We start from the raw sequence: 16871 nt of genomic DNA, 5'->3' as shown, positions 1-16871 counted from the left end.
CATGATCGCGACGTACGAAAAACCTGTCGAAACCCACGCGTTCGCCCGCACTCCGGTGCTGGCCGTCGCCGGTCTGCTGGCGATCCCGTTGGTACTCACCGCGAATCGCTACGGCTACTTCGGCGACGAGCTCTACTTCCTTGCCGCCGGACGGCATCTTTCCTGGGGTTACGTGGATCAGCCGCCGCTGCTTCCGCTCCTCGCCCGTGCCATGGACGCACTCGCGCCGGGTTCGCCGTTCGTGCTGCGGCTTCCGGCGATGCTGGCCATGGTCGCGGGCGTCGTGGTCGCCGCGCTCATCGCCCGTGAGCTCGGCGGACGGCGGCGGGCCCAGGTCGTCACCGCCGCGACGTTCGCCACCTGCACCCAGTTCCTCGCGGGCGGCCACTACCTCGCGACCTCGACGCTCGACCCGTTCCTCTGGACCGTGCTCATCTGGCTCCTGGTCCGCTGGATCCGCACCCGCCGCGACAGCCTGCTGCTGTGGGCGGGCGTGATCACCGCGGTGACGTTGTACGTGAAGTTCCTGATCGGCGGCTTCTGGCTGGTCGCGGTGGTGGCCCTGCTGATCTGCGGACCGCGTGACCTGCTGCGTCGTCCGATGCTGTGGGCCGGGGCCGCCATCGCGGCGCTGGCCTGCGTACCCACGCTGATCTGGCAAGCCACGCACGGCTGGCCGCAGCTGGGCATGGGGGCGGCGATCTCACGTGAAATCGGCGCGTCCGGACGGCTGCTCTGGCTGCCCGAGGTGGTGCTGATCGCCGGGGTCCCGATCGGGATCGTGCTGCTCGGCTACGGTTTGTGGCAGCTGCTGCGGCGCCCCGACTACCGTTTCCTGGCCTGGGTCACGCTCGGTCTAGCCGTCGTGTTCGTCGTGGTGAACGGCCGTTCCTACTACCTCGCCGGGATGTTCGCGCCGTGCTGGGCGGCCGCGGCGGTGGCGCTGGAGAGCCGTCCGGCGGCACGCTGGTGGCGCTGGCTCCCGACCTGGCCGGTCTACCTGATCTCGGCGCTGCTCATGCTGCCTGCCGCACTGCCGGTGTGGCCGCAGTCGTGGCTCGCGAAAAATCCGTCGCTGCCCACGCCGTTCTTCTCGTACGCGGAGATCGGCTGGCCGGAGGCTTCGAAGTCGGTCGCCGATGCGTATCACCAGGTCCCCGACCCGGCCCGCACCGCGATCCTGGGCGGTACCTACTGGACGGCGAGTGCACTCGACCGCTACGGCCCCGCGCTGGGGCTGCCCGAACCGGCGAGCCCCAACCGCGGGTACGCGACCCTGGTCGTGCCGCCCGATTCGGCACGGGACGTCCTCTTCGTCGGCGCCGATCCGCGGCTCCTGCTCGGGCACTTCGCCGATCTCCGCCCGGCCGGGACGGTGCGCACCGGCCACGCGAAGCCCAGCGTCCTCGACGGCACGCCGATGTGGCTGGCGAGCGGGAGAATGCAGTCGTGGCAGCACCTCTGGCCGGTGCTGGTGAACACCGCGGGCTGAGGGACCACCCGCAGTGCGGTGGCGCCGGACCCCGCCCGTAGGGTGCGGGCTGGCCAGCCCCCGACCGCCGACAGGGAGCAGGATGGATGCCGTGACGACGGCCGCACCGGAGCGGGTACGCACCGAGTTCGCGAGGCGCCCGGTCGCCTTGCTCGCGGCCGGGACCGCCGCGGTACTGCTCGCCACCGCCGGCCGCTACGGCTACTTCGGCGACGAGCTGTACTTCCTCGCCGCGGGCAAGCATCTGACCTGGGGTTACGCGGACCAGCCACCCGTACTCCCGTGGCTCGCCTGGCTGGCGAACGCGATCGCACCGGGGTCGCTCGTCGTGTTCCGCATCCCGGCGATCCTGGCGACCGCGGCGGGCGTGGTGTTCACCGGCCTGCTGACCCGCGAAATGGGCGGCGACCGCAAGGCGCAGACCCGGGCCGCGGCGGCGTTTGCGATCTGCGGCCAGTTCGTCGGCAGCGGGCACTACCTCGCAACGTCCACTGTGGACCCACTGCTGTGGGCGATCGTGCTGTGGCTGCTGGTCCGCTGGATCCGGACCCGCGACGACAACCTGCTGCTCTGGCTCGGCGTGGTCACGGCCGTTGCGCTGAACGTCAAGTTCCTGATCGGCGCGTTCTGGGCCGTCACCGCGGTCACCGCGCTCCTGTTCGGCCCGCGTGACCTGCTGCGCCGCCCGAAACTGTGGGCGGGCGCGGGAATCGCAGTGCTCGCCTGTGTGCCGACGCTGGTGTGGCAGTCCCTGAACGGCTGGCCGCAGCTGGGGATGGGCGACGCGGTGTCCCGTGAAGTCGACGAAGCGGGTGGCCGCGGGATCTTCGTACCGGCGCTGCTCGCCGGTGCCGGGCTCGTGATCGGTGCGCTGGGGGTGCTGTACGGGCTGGTCGTGCTGGTCGGCAGCGAACGGTTGCGGCCGTACCGCTTTCTCGGCTGGTCGGCGCTCGGTGTGTTCGCTGTATTCCTCGTCGCGAACGGCCGGTTCTATTACGCGGCAGGCACTTTCAGCGTGTTGTGGGCTGCTGCCGCAGTACATCTGCAGGACCGGCGGCCCGCGTGGTGGTGGCGCTGGGTGCCGACGTGGCCCGTCTTCGTCCTCTCCGCGGTATACAGCCTCCCGTACGCGCTCCCCGTTTGGCCGGTGCAGTGGCTGGTGGAGCATCCGAACGCACCACGCCCGGCGTACGCGATGGAAGAGGTCGGCTGGCCCGATCTGGCCGCGTCGGTCGCCGCGCAGTACCGCACGCTTCCGCCGGACCAGCGGAACCGCACCGCGCTGGTCACCGGCGGCTATTGGCAGGCCGGGGCGCTCGGCCGGTACGGGCCGGACGAGGGCCTGCCCGAGGCGTACAGCGCGAGCCGCGGGTTCTGGTACTTCGGCCGCCCTGCCGACGACGCGGACACCGTGCTGTTCATCGGCCGCGACCCGGCGAAGCTGCTGCCGCACTTCCGGTCCGCGCGGATCGCCGGCGAGGTCGACAACCGGCTGGGCGTCCCGAATTCCAGCCGGCACCTGCCGATCTGGCTGCTCAGCGGGCGGATCGGCAGCTGGGCGGAGATCTGGCCGCAGCTGAAAGACCTGAAGGCATGAGGCTCGACGAGCTGCGGAACGTGAAGCTCGACTGGCGCGGCTCCCTCGTGCCCCCGGCCGCGCCGCGGCCCGCGGACCCACCGGTGCGCTGGCACCGCTGGTTCACCCGCCTCGAAACCCTGCTCGCGTTCGCGCTGCTTCTCGTGTCGATGCTGCTCAGCGCCCTGCGCGGGGACCAGACGGACGCGTACCGGGGCACCACCTTGCTGATCGCCGCCGGTGCCGCGGGGTGGCTGGTGCTCACGACGCTGGTGGTCCGCCCGCGGCTGCGCGACCATCCGGTGACCGCGGCCGCGGTGTTCGCCGGGGTGGTCACGTTCGGCGCAATCCTCGAATATCGCGAAACGTACTTCGTGATCTTCATGGTCTACGGCTTCTTCGCGGCCATGCGGATGCGGCCGATGCCGGTTGCGCTCCTCGGCATCGCCATCACGTCACTCCTGATCAACACCATGACCAGCGGCGGGCCGATCCACGCGTTGTCGGTGGCGCCCGGGATCTGGGTGACGCTGGTGATCGTGCAGACCGCGGCGATCGGCGGCGGAGGCGCGCTCTTCGCCGCGGTGGGCAGGCAGAACGAGGAACGCCGCCGGATGATCGACCAGCTGGCCGCCGCCGAGGCGGAGAACCGCGGGCTGCACCGGCAGCTGCTGACCCAGGCCCGCGAGGCCGGGGTGCTCGACGAGCGGCAGCGGCTGAGCCAGGAAATCCACGACACGCTCGCGCAGGGGTTCACCGGGATCATCACCCAGCTCGAAGCCGCCGCACAGGTCCGCGAAAACCCGGCGGAATGGGAGCGGCACGTCGCCGCGGCCACCCTGCTCGCCCGCGAAAACCTCACCGCCGCCCGGCGTTCGGTGGACGCGCTGCACCCGGCACCGCTCGACTCCGCGACCCTGCCCGAGGCGCTCGCCGAGGTGACGCGGCTCTGGAGCGCGCGCACCGGTGTATCGGCGACCTTCTCGGTGACCGGCGCCGCCGTCCCGCTGCATCCGGAGCTGGAGGCCACCCTGCTGCGGATCACCCAGGAAGCACTGTCCAATGTGGCCAAACACGCGCAGGCGAACCGGGTGGGGATCACCCTGTCGTACATGGGCGACGAGGTGACCCTGGACGCGCGCGACGACGGCGCCGGGTTCGACCCGGCGGGCCCGCCCACCGGGTCGAACCCGGAGGGCGGCTTCGGCCTGCCCGGCATGCGGCGGCGCGCGGAGCGGCTGGCGGGCACACTGCACGTGGAGACGGAACCCGGTGGCGGCACGGCGATCTCGGTCCGCCTTCCGGCCGTCCCGGTGGCCGCGCCGGACCGAAACGAGGGGACCCGATGACCATCACCCTGCTCATCGCCGACGACCACCCGATCGTCCGAGACGGCCTGCGCGGCATCTTCACCGGCGAGAACGGCTTCGAGGTGCTGGGCGAGGCTGCGCACGGCGCCGAGGCTGTCACGCTCGCCGAGGCACTCAAGCCGGACGTCGTGCTGATGGACCTGCGGATGCCCGGCACCGACGGGGTCGCCGCGATCACCGAGCTCGCCCGCCTCGGCAACCCGGCCCGCGTGCTCGTGCTGACCACGTACGACACGGATTCGGACGTCCTCCCCGCCATCGAGGCCGGGGCGACCGGGTACCTGCTGAAGGACTCGCCGCGGGAGGAGCTGTTCCGCGCCGTCCGGGCCGCCGCGCGCGGTGAAGCGGTGCTCTCCCCCGCCGTTGCGAGCCGGATCATGGGCCAGATGCGCGCGCCCGCGCAGGAACCGTTGTCGCAGCGCGAAATCGAGGTGCTGAACCTCGTCGCGCGGGGGTCCACGAACAAGGAAGCGGCGAAGAAGCTGTTCATCAGCGAGGCCACGGTGAAGACGCATCTGCTGCACGCGTACGCGAAACTCGGCGTGAAGGACCGGGCTGCCGCGGTGGCGGTGGCTTTCGAACGTGGGTTGCTCGGCTCCTAGCTACTTTCGCGATGAACTCCTTCACGGGCAACGGATCGAGCTTGGTCCCGTCACGGAGCCGAGGTGCGACCAGGCCTGCGTCGGCTTCGCGGGCGCCGACCACGGCTTGATACGGCACCAACCGGTGATCCCGGATTCGCGCACCCAGACTCCCCTTTTCTGCCGGGACGATCTCGGCGCGTAACCCTGCATCCAGACACTGCTCGACGACGGCTGCGGCGGCCGGGAAATCCGCATCGCCGACCGGTAGAACCACTACCTGCACCGGGGCAAGCCAAGGCGGGAAAGCGCCGCCGTATTCCTCGACCAGCTGGGCCAGCACGCGTTCCAGGCTGCCGAGGAGGCTGCGGTGCACCAGGACCGGCCGGTGCGCGCGACCGTCCGCGCCGATGTACTCCAAGCCGAACTGCTCCGGCTGATAGTGATCGATCTGGACGGTGGACAGGGTCGACTCGCGTCCGGCGCTGTCCGCGATCTGCACGTCGATCTTGGGCCCGTAGAACGCCGCCTCGCCGGGGCCGCGCTCGTACTCGACGCCGTCGAGCGCGTCGGCGAGCACCTCGGCCGCACGGTCCCATTCGTCTGCCGCGCCAGCGTATTTGCCACGGTCATCCGGCAGGGATAGCCGGTAGCGCGCGGCTTTCAGGCCGAGATCGGCGTACCCGCGGCGGATCAGCTCGAGCGCAGCACGCACTTCGGCGCCGAGTTGGTCCGGGGTACAGAAGATGTGCGCGTCGTTGAGCTGGATCGCCCGGACGCGGCCGAGGCCGCCGAGCACCCCGGACAGCTCGGCCCGGTACATCCCGCCCAGCTCGGCCAGCCGCAGTGGCAGTTCACGGTGGCTCCGGGCGCGGCTGCGGTAGATCAGCGCGTGATGCGGGCACAGGCTCGGCCGCAGCACCACCTGCTCGCCGCCGACGTCCATCGGCGGGAACATGTCGTCGCGGTAATGCGCCCAGTGGCCGGAAAGCTCGTACAGCTCACGTTTTCCCAGCACCGGCGAATACACGTGCCGGTACCCGGCGCGGCGTTCGACCTCGCGGACGTACTCCTCCAGCACGTGCCGCACGGCCGCGCCGTCGGGCAGCAGATACGGCAGTCCGGCGCCGATCAGCGGGTCGCTGCCGAACAGGCCGAGTTCGCGGCCCAGCTTGCGGTGGTCGGGCATGGTGGTCTCCTCGGGTTTCGTCGAGGCGAGGCAAGCGACCACACAGCAGAGCCCGGGGCACTCGCCCCGGGCTCGAGATCAGCGTTCAGCGCGCCGGGACAGGATCCGGCGTCGTCGTGGACAGGGCGCAGTTCATGGCCTGACGATAACCCGTCCGGCCGCGCGCCCGCATCCGATTTACCGCGTCAGGGTTTCCACGAGCTCTGCTCGGCCCAGTTTTCCGCGCGCACAAAGGCTTCGTTGACCCAGCCCTGCTTCTCTTCGGCATATTCCTCGACGGTGCCATCGGCAGAATGCTTGCGCGCCAGCGCTTGTTTCAGCTCGGCGTAACGCTCGCGTTCCGCCGGATGCGCCCGGATCCAGTCGCGGAACAGCAGGGCGAGCCGCCACGCCGGGGTTTCGGTGGACCGGACGTGCAGGTTCACCGGCCGTTTCGGGTCGGCGCTCTGGTGGAACCGCTTGAGCCATTTCCCGCCGCCGTCCTGCGGATCGTCCCACCATTCGCCTTCCCGGCGCGGGAATCCGGCGTCGGCGAGTGTTTCGGCAAGTGCATCCGCATCGTCCAAAGTGGACACCGTGAGCTGCAGGTCGAGTACATCCTTGGCGGGCAGGCCGGGTACCGCGGTGGACCCGATGTGGTCCGCGCGGACCAGCCGCGACCCGGCGATCTGCCGCAGCCGCGCGAGCCGGCGTTCGGCCTGAAGCGGCCAGCTCGTGTCGTAGGGCGAGATCACCGGCGAGGCAGGCGGGCGCGGTTTGCGCAGCCGCAGGTTCGCCTCGAACGGGACCAGCCGGTCCGCCCACAGCGCATCCACCTCGGCGAGCACGATGTCCTGCGGACCACCGTTGTCGAGCCAGACGTCGGCGACCGCGCGGCGCTGCTCCTCCGCGGCCTGCGCCCGGATCCGCGCACGGGCGTCGTCCTCGGGCATGCCGCGGACCTCGACGAGCCGTCGTACGCGGACCTCCACCGGCGCGTCCACGATCACCACCAGGTGATACGCGGGCGCCAGGTCGTTCTCGACGAGCAACGGCACGTCGTGCACCACGATCGCGTCGTCCGCCACCCCGGCCATCAGCTCGGCGGTGCGCTGCCCGACCAGCGGATGCACGATCGCGTTGAGCCGCTTGCGGGACTCGTCGTCCGCGAACGCGCGCGCGGCGAGCGCGGGCCGGTCGAGGGACCCGTCCGGGGCAAGGATTTCCGCGCCGAACGCCGCTTCCAGTGCCGCCAGCCCCGGCGTGCCCGGCTCGACGACCTCGCGCGCGATCCGGTCCGAATCGATGACGACGGCCCCGTGTTCGGCGAGCCGGTTCGCCACCGTCGACTTCCCCGCGCCGATCCCGCCCGTCAGGCCCACTCGCAACATGGCCACACCCTAACCAGCGACCCCGTCACCCGCTCGGGCGACACCGAGACCCCTGCACGTGCACTCGCACGGGTACCCGCACACGCTGAGCGTAAAGGCAAGGACATTTTCCGGCGTTGCCGAACTGATGTGGGTGACACGCCGCGTGGTTACGCCGTTTTCGCGAACCGAGTGCGTACCGTGCGCGGCGGAAGCGTCGCCCACACGGAGGAACGATGGCGGAGAAGCACGTCGGGAAGCACCGGCTCGGCACCCCCGGCCTGGTGCACTGCGTCGCCTACCGCCAGGTCGCGGACGCACTGGACGAATACCGGCGCACGTGGTTCAGCGCGCTGCTGGTCCCCGCGAAGCACAGCCTGGCCGGCCTCCGCCGCCGGGCCCGCGCGGCTGCCCTGGAACGCGCCTGGGTGCCGGTGGTCTCGACCTCCTGACCCGAGCTCGAGCCAAGGCGTCCGGTGAGATCACCGCGTGCGTTGCCGGTCCACGGCTCAGACCTCGCGCGTTTCGATCGCGATTTCGTGCGTCAGCGTGCGGTGGACCGGGCATTTGTCGGCGATTTCGAGCAGCCGGGCGCGCTGCTCGTCGTCGAGAATGCCTTCCAGCGTGATCTCGCGCGTGATGCGGCTGATCAGGCCGACCTCGGTTTCGCAGCGTTCGCAGTCCCGCGCGTGGATGCGGTCGTGCCGCAGGCGGACGATGGTGCGGGTGAGCGGGATGCCCTTGCGGTCGGCGTACATCCGCAGCGTCATGGCGGTGCAGGTGCCCAGCGCGGAGAGCAGGAGGTCATACGGGTTGGGTCCGGCGTCGTCCCCGCCCACGATGACCGGTTCGTCGGCGAGGAATTCGTGCTCCCCGGCAGTGACGCGCTGGGTGTAGCGGCCGCTTCCGGCATCGGTGACGACGACGGTGCCGGACTGGGTCATCTGGTGGTTCCTCCCGCTCGCTGGACCACGACGCGCGGCGTCGCGTGTGGACTGTCCCGGGCCGGGCTGGTCCCGCGTCGTTCCCAAGAAGCCGGGAATATCGTATCTTCTGCTTGCGAGGCGCGGCCGCGGCTGCCGCGGGCATGGGCAAAGGGGGTGGAGGGCATGGCCACCCGCCATCTCTCGACGCGACCGGCCGAACAGCAGCACCGCGGCCGGTTTCTCGACGCAGCCCTCGCCGTCCTCGCCGAACGCGGCGTGGCAGGGTTGACCGTGCGAGCGGTGGCCGAGCAGGCCGGCGCGTCCACGATCACCGTGTACACGCGGTTCGGCGGCCGCACGGGTCTGCTGGACGCCTTGTACGAACGGGCTTTCGACCTGCTGCGCGAAGAACTGCGCGCGGTCCCCCCGGCTTCCGCCGACGGGATCGCCGATCTGGTGCACGTCGCGCTCGCGTACCGCCGCTTCGCCCTCGCCAGCCCGGCCCGGTACGGCCTGATGTTCGAACGCTCGGTACACGACTACGACCCGGACCCGGCACTGCGCTCGAACGTCGTGCGCACGAGTTTCGCGGAGTTCGTCGCGAAGATCGCCCGGGTCAGCCCGCCGGACGTCGTGGCGCAGGACTGCGGCTATCTGCTGTGGACGGCCATGCACGGGCTGGTGAGCGTCGAACTGACGATCCGCTCGCAAAGCCCCCTCGACGACTGGTTCATCGAACCCACCGAGACCGCGCAGGAAGCGATGTACCGCCGCGGGGTCGAAGGCATGATCACCGGGCTGGGACTGCACCGCTGACCTGCTCGCGTTCCTTGCTGCTCCTGACCGGGCAAGCCGGGCGCGGCCACTGAGCCGGTCGCCATTCGCGGCCGCCGCCCCGGACACACCTGCGGCCCCGGTCCGTTCGGGACCGGGGCCGCAGGGGGTGGAACTCAGCTACTCAGCGAACCCTCACGCGCCGCCCGAAAGCTTCTCGCGCAGGGCGGCCAGCTGCTCGTCGCTCGCGAGCGTGCCGCCGCTCTTCGCCTCGACCGGGGCCGAGGAGGTGTAGCTCTGGTCGCCGCCCTCGATGCCGGTGGCGGCGTCCGCCGCGGCTTCGGCGTCGGCCTCGGCGGCCTTCTTGACCTGGGCCATGTGGGCCTCGTAGCGCGTGTGGGCCTCGGCGTACTGCCGCTCCCACTCCTCGCGCTGCTTGTCGAAGCCGTCCTGCCACTCCTGGGTGTCCGGGTCGAAGCCCTCGGGGTAGATGTAGTTCCCCTCGGCGTCGTACTCGGCGGCCATGCCGTACTGGGTCGGGTCGAATTCGGTGTCCGGCGTGACGCCCTCGTTGGCCTGCTTCAGCGACAGCGAGATGCGCCGGCGCTCGAGGTCGATGTCGATGACCTTGACCATGACGTCGCCGTTGACCTGCACGACCTGCTCCGGGATCTCCACGTGGCGCTCGGCCAGCTCGGAGATGTGCACCAGACCCTCGATGCCCTCCTCGACGCGCACGAACGCACCGAACGGGACGAGCTTGGTGACCTTGCCCGGCACGATCTGGCCGATCGCGTGGGTGCGGGCGAACTGGCGCCACGGGTCTTCCTGGGTCGCCTTCAGCGACAGGGACACGCGCTCACGGTCCATGTCGACGTCCAGCACCTCGACGGTGACCTCCTGGCCCACCTCGACGACCTCGGACGGGTGGTCGATGTGCTTCCAGGACAGCTCGGACACGTGCACCAGGCCGTCGACGCCACCGAGGTCCACGAAGGCACCGAAGTTGACGATGGAGGACACGACGCCCTTGCGGACCTGGCCCTTGGCGAGCGCGTTGAGGAACTCGCTGCGCACCTCGGACTGGGTCTGCTCGAGGTAGGCGCGCCGCGACAGGACCACGTTGTTGCGGTTCTTGTCCAGCTCGATGATCTTCGCCTCGAGCTCGCGGCCGACGTACGGCTGCAGATCGCGCACGCGGCGCATCTCGACCAGCGACGCGGGCAGGAAGCCGCGCAGGCCGATGTCCAGGATGAGGCCGCCCTTGACGACCTCGATGACGGTGCCCTTGACGGGCTCGTCCTTCTCCTTGAGCTCCTCGATCGTGCCCCAGGCGCGCTCGTACTGTGCGCGCTTCTTGGACAGGATCAGGCGGCCTTCCTTGTCCTCCTTCTGGAGAACGAGAGCCTCGACCTCATCGCCTACGGTGACAACCTCGGCCGGGTCGACATCGTGCTTGATGGAGAGCTCACGCGAGGGGATGACGCCCTCGGTCTTGTAGCCGATGTCGAGCAGGACCTCGTCGCGATCGACCTTCACGATGGTGCCTTCGACGATGTCCCCATCGTTGAAGTACTTGATCGTCTTGTCGATAGCCGCGAGGAAGTCTTCCTCCGACCCGATGTCGTTGATGGCGACCTGCGGGGCCCCGGTGTGGCTCTGCGGGGCGGTCGGGGCGGTGGCGGTGTCGGTGGTCATTAGGCGGGTTGCTCCGGTGGGATGGGTGTCGTAGGTGTGCGGTCGGCTACCGGTGGTGCACGCGGCGGGGCCCACGGCGAAGACATGCGACGACCCTGCTCAAACGTCCGGCGACCAAACGTTCCACCAGTGAACGACCGCGGCATGACCCGCTGACGGTGCGCGGCCCCGGCGGGTAGTCACCCAGGCAGCGCGAACCCACTGCGCTGAGGAGTATCGTACGCGGGCCCCTGCGGGCGGCACAATCAGGGTCGCCCTCGGCTCCCGGTACCGTCTCTGCAACGTTTTCGCCGGTCCGCGCATTCCCGCCGGGCCCGTCCGCCGTCCCCCGGAGAGGACCCGCCGTGCCCGAGCCCGCCCCGCCGCACGCGAGCGCCGAAGAGCGGCTCGGCACCATCGGCGTCGCGCATCGCGCCGTCGGCGGCGCGGAGGCCGAATCGGCGAATCTGGCCTGGTGGGACGCGGATGCCGACGACTATCAGGCCACCCACGGCGGATTCCTCGGTGACGCCGATTTCGTCTGGTGCCCCGAGGGCGTGCGCGAGGAGGACGCGCACCTGCTCGGCGACGTCCGCGGCCGGCGCGTGCTCGAGGTCGGCTGCGGGCAGGCGGCGTGCTCGCGCTGGCTCGCCGCCGCCGGGGCGGATCCGGTCGCCTTCGATCTGTCCGGCGGGATGCTCCGGCATGCCCGTGCGGGCAACGACCGCACCGGCGTGAAAGTCCCCCTCGTGCAAGCCAACGCGGAGCGGCTGCCGTTCGCCACCGCGGCTTTCGACGTCGCCTGCTCGGCGTTCGGCGCGCTGCCGTTCGTCCCCACGCTGGAGACGGTGTTCGCCGAAGTGCGGCGGGTACTGCGTCCGGGTGCGCCGTGGGTGTTCTCCGTGACGCACCCGATGCGGTGGATCTTCCCGGACGACCCCGGCCCGCAAGGCCTCACCGCGACCCAGCCGTACTTCGACCGCACGCCGTACCTCGAGGTCGACGACGACGGCGTGGCCACGTACGTCGAATACCACCGCACGCTCGGCGATTACGTGCGCGCGCTCGCCGCCACCGGGTTCGCGCTGGAGGATCTCGTGGAACCGGAGTGGCCGCCGGGGCACTCGCGCACCTGGGGCCAGTGGAGCCCGTTGCGCGGCAGGCTGTTCCCCGGCACCGCGATCTTCCGCACGCGCCGCGACTGAGCGGCTACGCTGCGCCGGTGAGCTTCACCGGCCGTTTCACCGCACTCGACCCGCTGCTGCCGCCGCCCGTGCCGCTGCTGCCGTCCGCGGGCGGCGAGCGGGTCGAGGCCGTAACCGCTTCCGGCACAAGGGTTTCCGCGGTGCTGCAGCGCTACCGGCACGGCCCTGGTGACGCTCCCCTGCTGTGGTCGGCAGCCGAGGTCTGGCAGCTCTTCCCCGGTCCGGACACGGCAGGCACCGAAGCATTCGACGCGTTGCTCGGCGCCCTGCGGTCCCAAGTGGACATCGAGGCCCCGGGTCCCGATTCGGCGTGCGTGGTCAACTGGCCGAGCCGGGACGCCGAAGCCATCCGCGCCTTCCTCGACCACGGCTTGGTCCCGCTGTCCGCCTTGGCCATCCGTCCGGCTGCAGCGCCCGAGCCCGCTGTCTCGGCCGCCGCGATCCGCCTTGCCGGGCCTGCCGATTTCGACGCCGCCCTCGCCTTGTGCGCGGCGACCTTCGACTACACCGGCCTGGTCGCGCACCGGAAACGGGACCAGACCGCCGAGCTGCTGCGTCCCGCGCTTCGCCGCGCACTCGGCGGGTCGACCACCTGGCTCGCGGAATCCCGCGGCGAGGTGGTGGCGCTCGCGCAGTGCGACTGGGTGGAGGCCGCGCCGGGCAGCGAGGCCGCCGAACTGCTGCCGCCGGGACGCTGGGGGTACGTGAACAACGTCGTCACCGCGCCCGCCAGCCGTGGCCACGGGATCGGCCGGGCGCTGATGGCCCGCGCCCACCGCGAGCTGCTCGGCCAGGGCGCCACCGGCACGTACCTCTACTACAACCCGACCAATCCGCTCTCCACGGTGTTCTGGCACCGGCAGGGCTACCGGCCGCTGTGGACCTCCTGGGAAGCCCACCCGGCGGGGGCCCTGCGATGAGCCGCTTCCCGGGTCGTGTGACATGCGGCAGACCGTCTTGCCCCCGCCGCACCGCCGGGGTTAGCTTTTGAACTGACCAGTCAGTTCAAATCCGGGGAGAGTGACTCTGTGCAGGTCCGTGCCGATCGGGTGTCCTTGAAGGGCCCCCACGGCCCCTTGTTGCCGCCGACCTCGGTGACCGTCGAAGAGGCCTGCCTCACCGTGGTGCACGGCGAGCCGGGCGTCGGGATCACCGCGCTGGCGCTGGCGCTCGCCGGGCGGCTGCGGCCGACCACCGGCACCGTGACCGCCGACCCTTCCGGTGACCTGCGGCGGCTGGTCGCTGTCGTGGACGCGCCGGGGGTCAGCGAGCCGGACGAGGCGCTGTCGCTGCGAGTGGTCGCGGGTGAGGAACTCGCGCTCGCGCATCGTCCGTCGGGCAAGGAAGCCGTCACGGCTTGGCTTACCGCGCAGGACGCGGCGCCGTACGCGGACAGCCGGTTCGAAAGCCTCGAACCGGCGTTGCGGACCCGGCTGCTCACCGCGCTGGCCGCGGAACGCGACGGCGTCCGAGTACTCGTCCTCGACGCTCCCGACCGGCACACCAGCGACGTCACGAGCTGGACCAAGGTGGCTGAGGAGCACGCTGCGCGTGGGTTTGCGGTGGCCGTGCTGGCCACGACGACACCGGAATCGGCGCTCCCCTACCCGCCTGCCCGGATCGGCTCGGCCGAGCAACCGGATCCGGTGCGGCTGGTGCGGCTGCCGGAACCCGAGACCGCTGAGCTCGCCGAAGGAGACCCGGCATGACCACCCCCGACAAGCGGTCCGGCGGGCTCAACGCGTTCCGGATCGCGCTCAACGAACTGCGCCGGCTGTCCACCGGCACGCTGCCGAAGCTCGCGATGGCCGCGCTCGTGCTGGTGCCGCTGCTGTACGCGTCGTTCTACCTGTACGCGAACTACGACCCGTACGGCCGGCTCGACAAGCTGCCCGCCGCGGTGTTCACCGAGGACGCCGGTGCGAAGGATTCGTCCGGCGCGGAACGGAATGTGGGGCACGAGGTCACCGACGAGCTCGTGAAGTCGGGTACCTTCCAGTGGCATCAAGTGTCCGAAAAGGACGCTCGCGACGGGGTGCGGGACGACAAGTATTCGTTCGCCATCGGCATTCCGCACGATTTCTCGAAGGCGCTGCTGTCGTCCGGCAACTTCACGCCGCAGCAGGCGACCATCACGCTCACCACCAACGACGCCAACAACTATCTCTCCGGCACGATCGCGAAACAGGTCGCCGACCAGGTCCGCAAGACCATTGCGGAGAAGGTGGGCAGCGAGGCCGCGGACCGGTTCCTCGTCGGGTTCTCCACGATTTACGGCAAGATCTCCGAAGCCACCGGTGGCGCCACGCAGCTCGCCGACGGCGCCGGGAAACTCCGGACCGGACAACATCAGCTCGCCGACGGTGCGCACCAGCTCGCGACCGGGTCGGGCAGTCTCGCCACCGGACTGGGCACGCTCAAGTCGAGTACCACGCAACTGCCCAGCCAGACGCAGAAGCTCGCGGACGGCGCGGGTCAGGTCGCCGACGGCAACCAGAAAGTCGCCGACGCTGCGTCGCTCGCGGCGGGTGCGTCGTCAGATCTGCAGAGCCGCCTCGACGGCTACCGTGCTCAGCTGAACACCCAGCTGCGGGACGCCGGGCTGTCCGAGAGCCAGGTCAACGACATCCTGGCGCGGCTCGATCAGCTGCGCTCCCCTGTCGATCAGGCGAACGGGAAAATCCAGTCCGCCAACGGGGATCTGCAGAAATTGGCGGGCGGCGCACGGCAGGTGTCCGACGGGGCGCATCAGCTCGCGTCGGCTGCGCCGCAACTGGCGGGCGGGATCGCGCAGGCGTCCGACGGCGCGAACCAGCTCCGCGACGGCGCCGCGAAACTCGACGACGGCGAGAAGACCGCGGTCACCGGCACCGACCAGCTCGCCGACGGGTCCGCGAAACTGCGCGACGGCCTGTCCGCCGGGCTTTCGCAAATCCCGAACCCGGACGACCCCACCCGCACCGCCACGGCCAACACGATCGCCGACCCGGTGGCTGTCACGTCGAATGGTGTTGCTTCGGCCGGTACTTATGGCGCCGGGCTCGCCCCGTTCTTCATCGCGCTGGCCACCTGGATCGGCGCGTTCGTACTGTTCCTGCTGATCCGGCCACTGTCGACGCGGGCACTCACCGCGGGCGCGTCACCGCTGCGGGTCGCACTCGGCGGCTGGCTGTCGTCGGCGGTGCTGGGGCTCGCGCAGGTGACCGTGCTGTTCGCCGCGGTGACCTGGCTGGTCGGCATCCACATCGCGCATCCGGTGGGGGCGATCGGGTTCGCGTTCCTGGTGTCGCTGGCGTTCACGTCGGTGGTGCATGCGCTGAACGCGTTCTTCGGCGCGGTCGGGAAGTTCCTCGGGCTGGTGCTTCTGGTGCTGCAACTGGTGAGCGCGGGCGGGACATTCCCGTGGCAGACGATCCCGGACGCGCTCTACCCGCTGCACGTGGTGCTGCCCATGGGATACGCAATCGACGGGTTCCGGCACCTGCTGTACTCCGGCGCGTCCCTGCAGATCCTGGGTGACGTGGCGGTGCTGGGGGCGTACCTCGTCGGAGGGATTTTGCTGTCCACGATCGCGGCGCGCAAACACCGGGTGTGGTCGGTGTCGGCGCTGAAGCCGGAACTCAGCTTGTGAGAGAGACGACCAAGCGCAAGCTCTTCGAGGCAACCCTGCGGCTTTCGGCAAGCCGCGGCCTCGTGGGCCTGACGGTGGACGACATCGCGGCCGAGGCAGGCGTCGCAAAGGGCACGGTGTACTACAACTTCGGCTCGAAGGACGGCCTGGTAGACGCCCTGCTGCGGTTCGGCGTGGACCTGCTCGCTGGCCGCCTGCGCGCAGCCGGCCCAGATGCGGATCCGGTGGCGATGATCGAGGCGCAGGTGGACACGACGCTGCAGTTCATCGCCGAGTACCCGGGATTTTCGCAGATCGTGGTGAGCGAGCTGTGGCGCACGCCGGGCCGCTGGCACGACACGCTGGCGCTGCTGCGGTCGGAACTGACCGAGGTGGTGGCAGCCCAGCTGGAACGCCTGCACGAGGCCGAGCGGCTCCCCGCAGGAGTCGACATCGCCACCGCCGCGGCCGGCTTGTTCGGCACGATGCTGGTAGTGGCCCTCGACTGGCAGGTCTTCCAGCCGACCCGCACGCGCGCGGAGGTACTGGACTCGGTGATGATGCTGGTGAGGGGCCTGGGTGGGGGGTCGTGAGCGGCTGAGCTGGCTCGGACCGCGGCGTGGGCGGGCGCTCGTTCGCTCGTTGAGCCGCCTGACCGGTACCCACGGAGAGCCATGACCAGCCCTCGGAGCTGGCAGGCATTCGTGAGGCGCCGAACCGGTACCCGGGAGAGGCTTGGCAGGGTCGCCGCCTGGGCAGGCTCTCGTGAGCAGCCGGGTCGGCACTCACGAGAGCCGCGAGCAGGGCCCGGGTGGCCCGGGTCCCGTGGCTGGGCTCAGCCGCAGTTGGCGCAGCAGCCGCAGCCCTTGCCGGTGCAAGCGGAGCAGCATCCGTGCCGCAGGATGGTCTGGAACAGCCGCTTGATCATGTCTCGGTCCTCCCGGAATCGATCGACACCTGCGCATGTGACGCTAAGTGAACCGGCGGTGACGCGGGTACCGCTGACCGGGCGGGCGACCGGGTGATTCCGTCCGGGGAGGTACGTCACGGGGCTGGGATTCCCGCACCGTTTCCGCCTGATCCCGGCTTGCCCGGGCCCGGACTCACCCGGGCCGGAGCCAA

15 protein-coding genes are annotated in these 16871 nt (G+C 70.5%); 11 read left to right on the top strand and 4 right to left on the bottom strand.

All coding sequences use genetic code 11. The annotated features are described in order from the left end of the window. The first annotated feature begins 1 nt into the window (after position 1). The 4 genes from OO71_RS09925 to OO71_RS09910 all read left to right on the top strand — a co-directional run bounded on the left by OO71_RS09925 (position 2) and on the right by OO71_RS09910 (position 5040). Positions 2–1492, top strand: coding sequence for a glycosyltransferase family 39 protein (locus OO71_RS09925; protein ID WP_051791394.1), 1491 nt, complete (start codon positions 2–4; stop codon positions 1490–1492). A gap of 82 nt (positions 1493–1574) precedes the next feature. Continuing rightward, positions 1575–3089 carry an ArnT family glycosyltransferase gene (locus OO71_RS09920; protein ID WP_033289361.1) on the top strand — a complete coding sequence of 505 codons (1515 nt, stop codon included), beginning with the start codon at positions 1575–1577 and terminating at the stop codon, positions 3087–3089. Beyond that, on the top strand, positions 3086–4417 hold the full coding sequence (locus OO71_RS09915; RefSeq protein WP_169776514.1) for a sensor histidine kinase: 1332 nt from the start codon (positions 3086–3088) through the stop codon (positions 4415–4417). The genes OO71_RS09920 and OO71_RS09915 overlap by 4 nt, the downstream gene beginning before the upstream one ends. Continuing rightward, positions 4414–5040, top strand: coding sequence for a response regulator (locus tag OO71_RS09910; protein WP_033289360.1), 627 nt, complete (start codon positions 4414–4416; stop codon positions 5038–5040). Before OO71_RS09915 ends, OO71_RS09910 begins: the two co-directional genes overlap by 4 nt. Here OO71_RS09910 and thrS read toward each other — a convergent pair. Further along, positions 4928–6208 carry a threonine--tRNA ligase gene (gene thrS / locus OO71_RS09905; RefSeq protein WP_051791393.1) on the bottom strand — a complete coding sequence of 427 codons (1281 nt, stop codon included), beginning with the start codon at positions 6206–6208 and terminating at the stop codon, positions 4928–4930. The genes OO71_RS09910 and thrS overlap by 113 nt on opposite strands. Positions 6209–6393: 185 nt before the next feature. Further along, entirely contained in the window at positions 6394–7578 is a 1185-nt protein-coding gene (gene coaE, locus OO71_RS09895) for a dephospho-CoA kinase (protein ID WP_033289357.1), read from the bottom strand. A 215-nt stretch (positions 7579–7793) separates the two neighbouring features. Here coaE and OO71_RS09890 point away from each other — a divergent pair, with 215 nt between their 5' ends. Beyond that, entirely contained in the window at positions 7794–8009 is a 216-nt protein-coding gene (locus OO71_RS09890) for a hypothetical protein (RefSeq protein ID WP_033289356.1), read from the top strand. A 57-nt stretch (positions 8010–8066) separates the two neighbouring features. Here the strand turns inward: OO71_RS09890 and OO71_RS09885 are convergent, their stop codons facing one another. Beyond that, a complete protein-coding gene (locus OO71_RS09885) occupies positions 8067–8501 on the bottom strand; it encodes an OsmC family protein (protein ID WP_033289355.1) in 435 nt (144 codons plus the stop codon). 165 nt (positions 8502–8666) lie between these two features. Between OO71_RS09885 and OO71_RS09880 the strand changes: the two genes are divergently transcribed. Beyond that, complete coding sequence (locus OO71_RS09880) at positions 8667–9299, top strand: TetR/AcrR family transcriptional regulator (RefSeq protein ID WP_033289354.1); 633 nt, start codon at positions 8667–8669, stop codon at positions 9297–9299. A 153-nt stretch (positions 9300–9452) separates the two neighbouring features. Here OO71_RS09880 and rpsA read toward each other — a convergent pair whose 3' ends face one another. Further along, on the bottom strand, positions 9453–10955 hold the full coding sequence (gene rpsA / locus OO71_RS09875) for a 30S ribosomal protein S1 (RefSeq protein WP_033289353.1): 1503 nt from the start codon (positions 10953–10955) through the stop codon (positions 9453–9455). Positions 10956–11299: 344 nt separating this feature from the next. Here rpsA and OO71_RS09870 point away from each other — a divergent pair, with 344 nt between their 5' ends. From OO71_RS09870 to OO71_RS09850, 5 genes are all read left to right on the top strand, one after another. Next, the gene (locus OO71_RS09870; protein WP_033289352.1) at positions 11300–12139 is read left to right on the top strand and encodes a class I SAM-dependent methyltransferase; all 840 of its coding nucleotides are present in this window, start codon (positions 11300–11302) and stop codon (positions 12137–12139) included. Between the two features lie 17 nt (positions 12140–12156). Then, a complete protein-coding gene (locus OO71_RS09865) occupies positions 12157–13059 on the top strand; it encodes a GNAT family N-acetyltransferase (protein WP_033289438.1) in 903 nt (300 codons plus the stop codon). A gap of 108 nt (positions 13060–13167) precedes the next feature. Beyond that, on the top strand, positions 13168–13848 hold the full coding sequence (locus tag OO71_RS09860) for a hypothetical protein (protein WP_033289351.1): 681 nt from the start codon (positions 13168–13170) through the stop codon (positions 13846–13848). Then, positions 13845–15770 carry a YhgE/Pip family protein gene (locus tag OO71_RS09855; protein ID WP_033289350.1) on the top strand — a complete coding sequence of 642 codons (1926 nt, stop codon included), beginning with the start codon at positions 13845–13847 and terminating at the stop codon, positions 15768–15770. Before OO71_RS09860 ends, OO71_RS09855 begins: the two co-directional genes overlap by 4 nt. Then, a complete protein-coding gene (locus OO71_RS09850; protein ID WP_033289349.1) occupies positions 15767–16342 on the top strand; it encodes a TetR/AcrR family transcriptional regulator in 576 nt (191 codons plus the stop codon). The genes OO71_RS09855 and OO71_RS09850 overlap by 4 nt, the downstream gene beginning before the upstream one ends. Positions 16343–16871: the final 529 nt, after the last annotated feature.

This window comes from Amycolatopsis jejuensis (genome assembly GCF_000717335.1).
Taxonomy (GTDB): Bacteria; Actinomycetota; Actinomycetes; order Mycobacteriales; family Pseudonocardiaceae; genus Amycolatopsis; species Amycolatopsis jejuensis.
Note: the sequence above shows the minus strand (reverse complement) of the source record. Positions and strands in the feature narration are given on the sequence as shown.